Genomic DNA, 13454 nt, shown 5'->3' on the forward strand with positions numbered 1-13454 from the left:
ACTCTTAGGCTTGAGAATAAAAATGACGCGTTGTCCGATTGTAGCCTGTTCGACTGTGATTATGATCTCTTTTCTTGCGATAGGCGCTAACTGTCAACGCTGTGCCGCCTCGTTTCAGCTTTCACTCTATACTTTTGGCTAACGGCCTGTTATCGGGGTTGCCGAATTGTCATCAGGCTGTGTCATCGTTGCTTATTTCGTCATTTGAAAGGGATCTCGCTTATGGAATTATCTGCCCCGCTCATGTTGGTGCTTATCGGCCTGGCGTCGCTGCTGGCGCAGTGGCTGGCCTGGCTGCTGCGCCTGCCGGCCATTTTGCCGCTGTTGCTGTTCGGCATCGTGCTCGGCCCGACGGTGCATCTGGTGCAGCCGGATCTGCTGTTCGGCGATCTGCTGTTTCCGCTGGTGTCGCTGTCAGTGGCGATCATCCTGTTCGAAGGGGCGCTGACGCTGCGTTTCGAGGAGATACGCGGCCTCGGCGGCGTGGTGCGCAATCTGGTCACCGTCGGCATGCTGGTCACCTTTCTGGTCATCAGCCTCGCCAGCTGGTGGCTGCTGGATTTCCCGCCGGAGCTGGCGGCGCTGATCGGCGCGGTGACGGTGGTGACCGGGCCGACGGTGATCGCCCCGCTGATGCGCGTGGTGCGGCCGAACGCCAACATTAACCAGGTGCTGCGCTGGGAAGGGATCGTCATCGATCCGGTCGGCGCCATCTTCACCCTGCTGGTGTTCGAATTCATCGTGCTGAAACAGAATGCGGAGTCCTATACCCATCTGTTTTGGACGCTGGGCATGACCGCCGCCGTCGGCCTGATCGCCGGCGCACTGTTCGGCTACCTGCTCGGCCTGGCGCTGCGCCGCGTCTGGCTGCCGCGCTACCTACAGAACCTGGCGGTGCTGGCGATCATGCTGACCGCCTTTGGCGTTTCCAACGCCATCGCTGACGAATCCGGCCTGCTGACCGTCACGGTGATGGGCATCTGGCTGGCCAACATGCGCGACGTGGACACCAGCGATATTCTGGCGTTCAAAGAGGAGCTGTCGGCGATCCTGATCTCGGCGCTGTTCATCATTCTGGCGGCGCGGCTCGATATCCAGGCGCTGTGGAACATGGGCTGGCCGCTGCTCCTGCTGCTGCTGGTGGTGCAGTTCATCGCCCGGCCGCTGTGCATCGCGGTGTCGACCTGGCGCTCTTCCCTGCACTGGCGCGATCGGCTGTTGCTGTGCTGGATCGCCCCGCGCGGCATCGTCGCCGCGGCGGTCAGCTCGCTGTTCGCGCTGACGCTGCAGCGCAGCGGCTACCAGGGCGCCGACCGGCTGGTGACCGTGGTGTTCGCCATCATCATCGGCACCGTGGTGCTGCAAAGCCTGACCAGCGGGATGATGGCGCGCTGGCTGCGGGTGCAGCAGCAAAAGCCGCGCGGCGTGCTGATCGTCGGCGCCAACAGCGTGGCGCGCATGCTGGCGCAGGCGCTGATCAAGCTGAACGTGCCGGTAATCGTCACCGACAGCAGCTGGGAATACTACCGCCAGGCGCGCATGGAAGGCATCCCGGCCTACTATGGCCACGCCTACTCCGAACACGCCGAGAACTATCTCGATCTGAGCAATATCGCCCAGGTGCTGGCGCTGTCGCCCAACCGCCACCAGAACGCGCTGGCGGTCTACCACTTCGGTCATCTCTTCGGCGAGGATCACGTGTTTGCCATCCGTTCGGGTGCGCCGCTGAAAGGGCGCGGCGCCAGCGCGGAAAGCTCGCGTTTCCGCCGGCATGAAATTTTATTTAATCAGGAAGCCACCTACGGCCGCCTGAGCAGCCTGCTCGCCAGGGGAGCCACCATCAAGGCGACCAAATTGAACGAAAATTTCGGTTGGCTGGAGTATTTGGAGAAACATCAGGGCGTTATTCCATTATTCAGCCAAAAGGAAGACGGTTCTCTGCAACCGATTGGCGCCGGTTCCACGCCCGCGATGCCCTGTACGCTTATCGCGCTGGTGCAAGATGAAAATCCCTCACCGTCTGTACGTTGACAGAATGGCGATAACCGGCTATTCCTAACAGCCTACTTGCGCACCCGGTGCGCAAGCCAGAAGAGGCGCGTCGCCCAGGTAGAGTGTCAGAGGAGCCGTTTCTCCGTTGACGGCACCCGAGGGGGAGCGACGCCGAGGTAGGGTAATGGCCGGCCATTATCCTATCGACTACAGGGGCTGAATCCCCTGGGTTGTCACCAGGGGATCGCCCGCAGGGCGATCGACAAGGTGGGGCGCTTCTGGGTGTATCGTAGCCTGACCTCTACGCCTGCCCCCTGTTTACCGCTCTCCCCTTGTGCCAAGGCTATGGAATTACAGTGCCCCCAAACGGGCATCCCTGACACGAGGTTTCTAGATGAACCAAGCAGCACCCCAGAATTCCACCGTGGTAGCCAAATTCGGCGGCACCAGCGTCGCCGACTTTGAAGCCATGAACCGCAGCGCCGACGTCGTGCTGGCCAACCCGCAGGTCCGCCTGGTGGTGTTGTCCGCCTCGGCGGGCGTCACCAACCTGTTGGTCGCCCTGGCCGAGGGTTGCGAGGCCGACAAGCGCAACTACCGGCTTGATGAGATCCGCCGCATCCAGTACGCCATCCTCGATCGCCTCACGGCGCCGGCGGTGATCCGCGAAGAGATCGACCGCCTGCTGGAAAACATCGCCATGCTGTCGGAAGCCGCGTCGCTGGCCACCTCGACGGCGTTGACCGACGAACTGGTCAGCCATGGGGAGCTGATGTCCACCCTGCTGTTCGTTGAAATCCTGCGCGCCCGCAACGTGCAGGCCGAATGGTTCGACGTGCGCAAAGTGATGCGCACCGACGATCACTTCGGCCGCGCCGTGCCGGACAGCGCCGCGCTCAGCGAACTGGCCCGGGCGCAGTTGCAGCCGCGCCTGCAGGAAGCGCTGGTGGTCACCCAGGGCTTTATCGGCAGCGAGCCGAAAGGCCGCACCACCACGCTCGGCCGCGGCGGCAGCGACTATACCGCCGCGCTGCTCGGCGAGGCGCTCGGCGTTGGCCGGGTAGATATCTGGACCGACGTGCCGGGCATCTACACCACCGATCCACGCGTGGTGCCGGCGGCCAAGCGCATCGACAAAATCGGTTTCGAAGAGGCGGCGGAAATGGCCACCTTCGGCGCCAAGGTGCTGCATCCGGCCACCCTGTTGCCGGCGGTGCGCAGCGACATTCCGGTGTTCGTCGGCTCCAGCAAGGATCCGGCGGCCGGCGGCACGCTGGTGTGCAACACCACCGAGAATCCGCCGCTGTTCCGCGCGCTGGCGCTGCGTCGCAAGCAAACGCTGCTGACGCTGCACAGCCTGAACATGCTGCACGCGCGCGGCTTCCTAGCGGAGGTGTTCAACATTCTGGCGCGCCACAACGTCTCCGTCGATCTGATCACCACCTCGGAGGTCAGCATTGCGCTGACCATGGACACCACCGGCGCCACCTCCGTTGGCGGCAGCCTGCTGACCACCTCGCTGCTGACCGAGCTGTCGTCGCTGTGCCGGGTGGAAGTGGAAGAAAACCTGGCGCTGGTGGCGATCATCGGCAACCAGCTGTCGCGCGCCTGCGGCGTGGGCAAAGAGGTGTTCGGCGTGCTCGATCCGTTCAATATCCGCCTGATCTGCTACGGCGCCAGCAGCTATAACCTGTGCTTCCTGGTGCCGGGCGAAGAAGCCGAACAGGTGGTGCGCACCCTGCATCACAACCTGTTCGAATAAGTCATTATCCCCGATTGCGGGCGCAGCACGCTGCGCCCCTGCGTCTAAAAAATCCGTTCAAAACCGGCAGGGGTTCAGCATGTTGAACCCGCAAAAAACACAACCACACCCACCGTTCTCAATCTGGCTAAGGAAAACCTGCATGTTGGCATTACTCACGCGTTTATTCCCCCTGTGGGCGATACTGCTGTCCGTCGCCGCCTATTACACGCCGACCACCTTTACCGGCATCGGCCCCTACGTCAGCCCGCTGCTGATGCTGATCATGTTCGCCATGGGCGTCACGCTGCGGCTGGACGACTTCAAACGCGTGCTGGCGCGCCCCGGCCCGGTGGCGGCCGGCATCTTCCTGCACTATCTGATCATGCCGCTGGCGGCCTGGATCCTGGCGATGCTGTTCCGCATGCCGCCGGATCTGTCCGCCGGCATGGTGCTGGTGGGCAGCGTGGCCAGCGGCACCGCCTCCAACGTGATGATCTATCTGGCCAAGGGTGACGTGGCGCTGTCGGTGACCATCTCGGCGGTCTCGACGCTGGTGGGCGTGTTCGCCACGCCGCTGCTGACCCGTTTGTACGTCGACGCCGAAATCAGCGTCGATATCATGGGCATGCTGCTGAGCATTCTGCAGATCGTGGTGATCCCGATCGGCCTGGGCCTGATCGTCCACCATACCCTGACCAAAACGGTGAAACGCATCGAGCCGCTGCTGCCGGCGCTGTCGATGGTATGCATCCTGGCGATCATCAGCGCGGTGGTGGCGGGCAGCCAAAGCCATATCGCCTCGGTCGGTCTGGTGGTGATCGTCGCGGTGATCCTGCACAACGGCATCGGTCTGTTGAGCGGCTATTGGGGCGGCAAGCTGTTCGGCTTCGACGAATCCACCTGCCGCACGCTGGCGATCGAAGTCGGCATGCAGAACTCCGGGCTAGCGGCCACGCTGGGCAAAATCTACTTCTCGCCGCTGGCCGCGCTGCCGGGCGCACTGTTCTCGGTCTGGCACAACCTTTCCGGCTCGCTGCTGGCGGGTTATTGGTCCGGCCGCCCCATCAAGAAAAAATAAACCGCCTGTAGGGACGCAAACAATTGCGTCCCTTTTCTTTCCTGCGAAATTTCGTATTTCCCACTGGTCGGATTGTCATAATTCCCCTCATACCCTATCATCCGTGAAAAATAAAAATTCAGATTCTTCCTAGCCATGCCGATAATGTTGGAAAGAGGAAGAAACGTTCTACTTTTTTTAATTAATTAAGTCGCCAGGGTTGCCCGCCATAAAAGAAGCAGCCTAATTATTATTTAGATATATACCCACCGTCTTATTTGCCGCGGCAAATCAAGATACCTCGCAATGTGCATGTCGCTCATTATTTCGGGCCGGCCGTCGGCCGCCCGTGGTTAACCTCATGGATTGGGCTGGTTGCCCCGGCGGCCTCTCATAATGGATTACAATGATAAAAAAAATCACCGCTTTGACGCTGTTGGTCAGCACGGTCCTTTCCGCCGAAACCCTGCCGGACGCCCACATGATGCGGGATATGTCGATGGGGGAGTCGCGCCGCGCGCTGCAAGACAGCACGCGTGAAGTCAACCAGTTGATTGAGCAACGCCGCTACCAGCAGCTGAAACAGCAACGCTTGCTGGCGGAGCCGGAACCGGTCGCGCCCGCCCTGCCGCAGTCCGCGCAGTGCCTGCCGATCGCCGGCGTTTATCTGCAGGGCGTCACCCTGCTCTCGCCGGCCGATTTATCCGCCCTGAGCGCGCTGCCGGAACAGTGCATCAGCAGCAACGATATCAATCGCCTGACCCGTGAATTAACGCGCCTTTATGTGCAAAAAGGCTATATCACCGCGCGCGTGCAAATTGTTCGCCCTAATTCACAGGGAGAATTGGGATTAAGCGTCACCGAAGGATTTATCGAGAAAATAGAAGGCGGCGATCGCTGGGTCAACAGCCGTTTATTATTTCCAGGGCTGGAAGGCAAGCCGTTGAAATTAACCGAGCTCGACCAGGGATTGGATCAGGCCAACCGTTTGCAATCGAATACCACCAAGCTGGATATATTGCCCGGCCGCCAGGTTGGCGGTTCGGTCATTCGTTTGCGCAATCAGCATGCCAAGCCCTGGCTGATTACCGTCGGCACGGATAATTACGGCCAAAAAAGCACCGGCCAGTGGTTGGCTCGCGCCACCGCCACGCTGGACAGCCCGTTCGGCCTGTCGGACTTCGTCAGCCTGAACGCCAACAGCACGCTGGAAAACCCGGCTCACCGCTATAACCGCGCCTATACCCTGCTCTATTCGTTGCCGTACGGCGCGTTCACCTTCAGCGGGTTCGCCAGCTTCTCGTCCTACGAGAACCACCAGCAGCTGCCGCACAACCTGGTCAAACTGCACGGCCAGACCCAGCAGTATGGTCTGCGCAGCGACTACGTGTTTTACCGCGATCGCGATCAGATAGACAGCCTGAGCGGCCAGTTGACCTACAAGCGCATCGACAACTACTTCGAAAGCGTGCGCCTCGAGGTCAGCAGCCCCACCCTAACCCTGGCCGAACTGAGCGCCAGCCACCTGCAAATTCTGCCCAACGGGGTGTTCAGCGCCAACCTCAGCGTCGAACAGGGCCTGCCGTGGCTGGGGGCCGGTCGCCACCCAAGCTCGGTGCACCTCGACAGCCAGTTCACCAAAGGCAAGCTGTTCGCCAACCTCAGCCAGCGCCTTCACCTGGGTGACGCCACCTATCAGCTCAACAACCTGTTCTATGGCCAGTACAGCCGCGACCCGCTGCCCGGCGTGGAGTGGCTGAGCCTTACCGATCGCAGCGCCGTGCGCGGCTTCAGCCGCAGCACCCAGTCAGGCGACAACGGCTGGTATCTGCAGAACACGCTGTCGCGCAGCTTCAATCTGGGTGCCACCACGCTGACGCCGCGCCTCGGCGCCGACGTCGGCCGCATTTTGCCGCGCCAGGACAGCTCGGGGTGGCGCAGCAGCGCCGGCCTGAGCAGCGGCGCCACGTTGCGCTATCGGCAGGCGCTGGTCGATCTCGAGGTCAGCCGCGGCTGGATCTTGTCGAATCACGCCACGCCGGAAGATCCCGTTCAGGTACTGGCGCGCTTTTCTTACACCTTTTAATCAGCAGTTTTGCAGGACCCCACGGCAATATACGGAGAAACATGGATGAAAAATAATAACTTCAGGCTTTCAGCAGCGGGCAAACTGGCCGCCGCGCTGGCGATTATTCTCGCCGCTTCCGCCGGCGCCTACGCCGCGGAGATCGTGGCGGCCAACGGCGCCAACGGCCCCGGCGTTTCCACCGCCGCGACCGGCGCGCAGGTGGTCGACATCGTCGCGCCGAACGGCAACGGGCTGTCGCACAACCAATACCAGGACTTTAACGTCAACCAGCCCGGCGCCGTGCTGAACAACTCTCGCGAAGCGGGGCTGTCGCAGCTGGCCGGCCAACTGGGCGCCAACCCCAATCTGGGCGGGCGCGAAGCCAGCGTGATCCTCAATGAAGTGATCGGCCGCAACCCGTCGCTGCTGCATGGCCAGCAAGAGATCTTCGGCATGGCGGCCGACTACGTGCTGGCCAACCCGAACGGCATCAGCTGCCAGGGCTGCGGGTTCATCAACACCAGCCGCTCCTCGCTGGTGGTCGGCAACCCGCTGGTGGAGAACGGCCTGCTGCAGGGCTACAGCACCCTGGACAACCGCAATACCCTGAGCCTCAACGGCGTCCTGAACGCCGGCGGCGTGCTGGATCTGATCGCGCCGAAGATAGACAGCCGCGGCGACGTGATCGTGCAAGACTTCACCCATCGCAACGGCAGCGTGACGCCGGCGGCGATCAACGCCATCAGCGGCCATAACCGGGTGGCGCGCGACGGCAAGGTGCTGGCCAGCGTACAGCCGACCACTGCGCTGGACAGCTACTACCTCGGCAGCATGCAGGCCGGGCGCATCAACATCATCAACACCGCGCAGGGCAGCGGCGTGAAGCTGGCCGGCACGCTGGCCGCCGGTGACGAGCTCAAGGTGAAAGCCTACGATATTCGCAGCGAAAGCCGCGTTGACGACGCCAGCAGCAACCGCAACGGCGGCGACAACTACCAGAACTACCGCGGCGGCATCTATGTCAACGACCGCAGCAGCAGCCAGAAGCTGACCCGCACCGAGCTGAAAGGCAAGAACATCAGCCTGCTGGCGGATAACCACGCGCACCTCACCGCCACCGATATTCGCGGCGAAGACATCACGCTGCAGGGCGGCAAGCTGACGCTCGACGGCCAGCAGTTGAAACAGACCCAGGGCCACACCGACGACCGCTGGTTCTACTCCTGGCAATACGACGTCACCCGTGAGCGCGAGCAGCAGCAGCAGGCGGGCAGCACCGTCGCCGCCGGCGGCAACGCCACACTCGTCAGTACCCGGGAAGACGTGAACCTGTTGGGCGCCAACGTCAGCGCCGATCGGGCGCTGAGCGTCAAAGCGGCGCGCGACGTGCACCTCGCCGGGCTGGTGGAGAAGGATAAGTCCACCGAGCGCGGCTATCAGCGCAACCACACCTCCAGCCTGCGCACCGGCAGTTGGAGCAGCAGCGACGAAAGCGAGAGCCTGAAGGCCAGCGAACTGCGTAGCCAGGGCGAACTGACCTTGAAAGCCGGCCGCAATGTCACTACCCAGGGCGCCAAGGTCCACGCCCAGCGCGATCTGACGATCGACGCAGACAACCAGATCCAGGTCGGGGTGCAGAAAACCGCCAACGCCAAAGCGGTACGCGATGACAAAACCTCCTGGGGCGGCATCGGCGGCGGCGACAACAAAAACAACAGCAACCGCCGCGAGATCAGCCACGCCTCCGAGCTGACCAGCGACGGCACCCTGCGCCTGAACGGCCAGCAGGGCGTCACCATCACCGGCAGCAAGGCCCGCGGCAAGGAAGGCGGCCTGGTCACCGCCACCCAGGGCGGCCTGCGCATCGACAACGCGCTGAGCACCACCGTAGACAAAATCGATGCGCGCACCGGCACCGCCTTCAACATCACCAGCAGTTCGCACAAGGCCGACAACAGCTACCAGAGCAGCACCGCCAGCGAGTTGAAGTCTGACACCAACCTGAAGCTGGTCAGCCGTAAGGATACCGACGTCATCGGCAGCCAGGTCGCCAGCGGCGGCGAGCTGAGCGTCACCTCGCAGACCGGCAGCATCAACGTCAAGGCCGCCGAACAGCAGCAAAAAATCGATGAGCAGAAGACCGCGCTTACCGTCAACGGCTACGCCAAAGAAGCCGGCGACAAGCAATACCGCGCCGGTTTGCGCATCGAACACACCCGCGACAGCGAGAAAACCACCCGCACCGAGAACCACGGCGCCACCCTCAGCGGCGGCAGCGTGAAGCTCGAGGCAGACAAGGACGTGATCTTCAGCGGCTCCAAACTGGTCGCCGACAAAGGCGACGCCAGCGTCAGCGGCAACAAGGTTTCGTTCCTGGCGGCCGACGATAAAACCACCTCGAACACCGAGCAGACCAAGATCGGCGGCGGTTTCTATTACACCGGCGGCATCGACAAGCTCGGCAGCGGCGTGGAAGCCGGCTACGAGAACAGCAAAACGCAGGCGCAGAGCAGCAAGGCGGTCACCTCCGGCAGCGACGTCAAAGGCAACCTGACTGTCAACGCCCGTGACAAGCTGACCCAGCAAGGCGCGCAGCACAGCGTCGGCGGCGCCTACCAAGAGAACGCCGCGGGCGTCGATCATTTGGCCGCCGCCGACACCGCCAGCAGCACCACCACCAAAACCGACGTCGGCGTGAACATCGGCGCCAACGTCGATTACAGCGCCGTGACCCGCCCGGTCGAGCGCGCGGTCGGCAAGGCGGCCAAGCTGGACGCCACCGGCGTCATCAACGACATCGGCGGCATCGGCGCGCCTAACGTCGGCCTGGATATCGGCGCGCAGGGCGGCAGCAGCGAAAAACGCAGCAGCAGCTCGCAGGCGGTGGTCAGCTCGGTGAAAGCCGGCAGCATCGACATCAACGCCAAAGGCGAAGTGCGCGATCAGGGCACGCAGTATCAGGCGAGCAAAGGCGCGGTCACGCTGACGGCGGACAGCCACCGCAGCGAAGCCGCGACGAACCGCCAGGAAGAGCAGAACCGCGATACCCGCGGCAGCGCCGGCGTACGCGTCTACACCTCCACCGGCAGCGATCTGACCGTAGACGCCAAGGGCGAAGGCGGCACCCAGCGCAGCAACAGCAACGCCAGCCAGGCGGTGACCGGCACGATCGACGCGGCCAACGGCATCAACGTCAACGTGAAACAAGATGCGGTCTATCAGGGCACCGCGCTGAACGGCGGCAGCGGTAAAACCACCGTCAACGCCGGCGGCGATATCCGCTTCGATCAGGCCAGCGACAAACAAAGCGAGAGCCACAGCGGCTTTAACGTCAAAGCCTCCGCCAAGGGCGGTTTCACCGCCGACAGCAAAAACTTCGGCGCCGGCTTCGGCGGCGGCACCCGCAGCGGCGAAAGCAGCGGCAGCACCGCGCAGGTCGGTAACGTCAGCGGTCAACAGGGCGTGGAGCTGAAGGCGGGCCGCGATCTGACGCTGCAGGGCACCAACGTCAAGAGCCAGGGCGACGTCACCCTGAGCGCGGGCAACAAGGTTGCGCTGCAGGCGGCGGAATCGACCCAAACGCGTAAGGAAAGCCAGCTGTCCGGCAATCTCGATCTGGGCGCCGGCAGCAGCGACAGCAAGGAAAAAACCGGCGGCAGCCTCTCCGCCGGCGGCGCCTTCGACATCGCCAAGGTGAATGAGTCCGCGACCGAACGCCAGGGCACCACGCTAGCCTCAGACGGCAAGGTCACCCTGTCCGCCAACGGCAAAGGCGATGACGCGCTGCATCTGCAGGGCGCCAAGGTCAGCGGCGGCAGCGCCGCGCTCGAGGCGAAAAACGGCGGCATCCTGCTGGAGTCCGCCAAGAACGAGCAGCACAAGGACAACTGGAGCCTGGGCATCAAAGCCAACGCCAAAGGCGGCCAAACGTTCAACAAGGACGCCGGCGGCAAGGTCGATCCGAACACCGGCAAAGACACCCATACGCTGGGCGCCGGTCTGAAGGTCGGCGTGGAACAGCAGGACAAAACCACTCACGCCAACACCGGCATCACCGCAGGCGACGTGGCGCTCAACAGCGGCAAAGACACCCGCCTCGCCGGGGCGCGCGTCGATGCCGACAGCGTACAGGGCAAGGTAGGCGGCGATCTGCACGTTGAAAGCCGCAAGGACGTCGAGAAAGGCGTGAAGGTGGAGGTGGATGCCGGGCTGAGCCACAGCAACGATCCGGGCAGCAGCATCACCTCCAAGCTGTCGAAGGTGGGCACGCCGCGCTACGCCGGGAAAGTGAAAGAGAAACTGGACGCCGGGGTGAATAAAGTGGCCAACGCCACCACCGACAAGTACAACAGCGTGGCGCGTCGTCTCGATCCGCAGCAGGACACCACCGGCGCGGTCAGCTTCAGCAAGGCCGACGGCAAAGTGACGCTGCCGGCAACGCCGGCCGGCGAAAAACCGCAGGGCCCGCTGTGGGATCGCGGTGCACGCACCGTCGGCGGCGCGGTGAAAGACAGCATCACCGGGCCGGCCGGTCGCCAAGGGCAGCTCAAGGTCAATGCCGACGTGGTGAACAACAACGCGGTCGGCGAGCAGTCGGCGATTACCGGTAAGCACGGCGTGGCGCTGCAGGTCGGCGGCCAAACCCAACTGACCGGCGGCGAGATCCGCAGCCGGCAGGGCAAGGTGGAACTGGGCGGCAGCAAGGTCAGCCAGCAGGACGTCAGCGGCCAACGCTATCAGGGCGGCGGCCGCGTCGATGCGGCGGCCACGGTAGGCGGGCTGTTAGGCGGCGCGGCGAAGCAAAGCGTCGACGGCAACGTGCCGTTCGTCAGCGGCCATGCTTCGACTCAGCAGGCGGACGCCAAAGCCGGCGTGTTCAGCGGCAAATAACGCTCCTCCCCTACGCAATGCCCCCGGTTTTCACCGGGGGCATTTTTTTTACAGCGTGCTCGGGGTGTCTTCCCAGTCGCGATCGTCGTCCTTGGCATCCTGATCCAACACGTTGTAAGCCACGGCGCAGAACAGAGAGTTCAAACGCTTCATGTCCCCCAACAACCCCAAATGCAACGAACTGGTCTCGATGCTCTGCACGTTTTGCTGATGCAAGCGATCGACGTGCGCGTGCGCGTAGCGGCGATCCAGAATGCGGAAGCGATGCTTGGAACGGCGCAGGCGCTTGGCGCTGGTGACGTCGCCGGACAGGAACACCGACAGCCCCAGGCGCAGGTTGCCGATCAGCCGCTCATGCAGCCCGTCCAGTTCCGCCAATCCTTCCGCCGAGAAGGCGCGGCGCGCGGCGTGCGACTTGGCGCCCACGTCGCCGGCCATGCGCTCGATGATGTCGCCCGCCTGTTCCAGGTTAAGCGCCATTTCGATGATCTCCGCCCAGCGGCGCGAGTCTTCCTCGCCCAGATCTTCCTTCTGGATCTGCGCCAGATACAGCTTGATGGCGGTGTACAGCACGTCGACGTCATCGTCGAGGCGCCGCACTTCTTTATCCACCCCTTGCTTGCCGTGCAGCACTTCGCGCTGCAGGATCATCATGTGTTCCACCACGTCGCCCATGCGCAACGTTTCGCGCGCCGCATTGGCCAACGCCAGCGTCGGCGTGTCCAGCGCGCTGGCGTCCAGATGGCGCGGACGCATGCGCGGATCGTCGGCCGCCACGTCGACGATCAGCCGCTCGCACAGCGTCGCCATCGGCCCGGCCAGCGGGATCATCACCAGGCAGCGGATCAGGTTGTAGAACACGTGGAAGTAGATCACCAGCTCTTCGCTGCCGCCCGGCAGCTGAGCCATCACATCCGCCAGATAGGAAACGAACGGCAGCACCAGCACACAGCCCACCAGCTTGAACAGCAGGCTGCCGAGCGCCACGCGCCGCCCGGCGGCGTTCTGGCCGCTGGCGTTGATCATCGCCAACAGGCCGCTGCCGAGGTTGGCGCCGATCACCAGGCAGAGCGCCACCTTCAGCGAGATCACGCCGGATGCGGTCAGGGTGGCGGTCAGCAGCACCGCCGCCAGGCTGGAATAGCTGACGATGGCGAACAGCGCGCCGGTCAGGGCGTCCAGCATCACGTCGCCGGTCAGCGACGAGAACAGCACTTTCACCCCGGCCGCCTGGGTGATCGGCGTGGCGGCAGCCACGATCAGCTCCAGCGCCAGCACGATCAGCCCAAGGCCGATCAGGACGCGCCCGATCTGGCCGATCCGCATCTGCTTGCGGCTGAGGAACAGGAAGACGCCGATCAGGATCAGCAGCGGCGACAGCCAGGAAAGATCGAAGGTCAGCACGCGCGCCATCAGCGCGGTGCCGACGTCGGCGCCGAGCATGATCACCAGTGCAGGCGCCAGCCCCACCAGCCCCTGCGCAACGAAAGAGGTCACCAGCAGCGCCGTGGCGTTGCTGCTCTGCACCAGCGCGGTCACGCCGATGCCGGAAACGAACGCCAGCGGCTTTTTCTCAACGCTGTCGCTCAACACGCGCCGCAGATTGGCGCCGTAAACCCGCATGATCCCGGTGCGCACGATGTGGGTGCCCCACACCAACAGCGCCACGGAGGAAAGCAGGTGAAGAAGGGTCAGCACGGAAG

General features: G+C 63.4%; 6 protein-coding genes and 1 riboswitch. Of the genes, 5 read left to right on the forward strand and 1 reads right to left on the reverse strand.

The window, feature by feature from the left end; all coding sequences use genetic code 11:
- Positions 1-222: 222 nt before the first annotated feature.
- The 5 genes from ACJ8HB_RS23300 to ACJ8HB_RS23320 all read left to right on the forward strand — a co-directional run bounded on the left by ACJ8HB_RS23300 (position 223) and on the right by ACJ8HB_RS23320 (position 11751).
- The gene (locus ACJ8HB_RS23300) at positions 223-2031 is read left to right on the forward strand and encodes a cation:proton antiporter (protein WP_033636220.1); all 1809 of its coding nucleotides are present in this window, start codon (positions 223-225) and stop codon (positions 2029-2031) included.
- Between the two features lie 52 nt (positions 2032-2083).
- Positions 2084-2278: riboswitch (Lysine riboswitch) on the forward strand.
- Positions 2279-2386: 108 nt separating this feature from the next.
- Positions 2387-3754, forward strand: a complete 1368-nt coding sequence (gene lysC, locus ACJ8HB_RS23305) for a lysine-sensitive aspartokinase 3 (RefSeq protein ID WP_033649702.1) — start codon at positions 2387-2389, stop codon at positions 3752-3754.
- Positions 3755-3896: 142 nt separating this feature from the next.
- On the forward strand, positions 3897-4814 hold the full coding sequence (panS, locus tag ACJ8HB_RS23310; RefSeq protein WP_025304471.1) for a ketopantoate/pantoate/pantothenate transporter PanS: 918 nt from the start codon (positions 3897-3899) through the stop codon (positions 4812-4814).
- Between the two features lie 385 nt (positions 4815-5199).
- Entirely contained in the window at positions 5200-6879 is a 1680-nt protein-coding gene (locus ACJ8HB_RS23315; RefSeq protein WP_047570346.1) for a ShlB/FhaC/HecB family hemolysin secretion/activation protein, read from the forward strand.
- 45 nt (positions 6880-6924) lie between these two features.
- Entirely contained in the window at positions 6925-11751 is a 4827-nt protein-coding gene (locus tag ACJ8HB_RS23320) for a hemagglutinin repeat-containing protein (protein ID WP_047570344.1), read from the forward strand.
- Positions 11752-11799: 48 nt separating this feature from the next.
- On the opposite strand, the gene ACJ8HB_RS23325 is transcribed toward ACJ8HB_RS23320, so the two are convergent.
- Positions 11800-13449, reverse strand: coding sequence for a Na/Pi cotransporter family protein (locus ACJ8HB_RS23325; RefSeq protein WP_033636226.1), 1650 nt, complete (start codon positions 13447-13449; stop codon positions 11800-11802).
- Positions 13450-13454 lie beyond the last annotated feature (5 nt).

Origin of the sequence: Serratia sp. CY27727, from assembly GCF_052169275.1 — a bacterium.
GTDB classification, from domain to species: Bacteria; Pseudomonadota; Gammaproteobacteria; order Enterobacterales; family Enterobacteriaceae; genus Serratia; species Serratia sarumanii.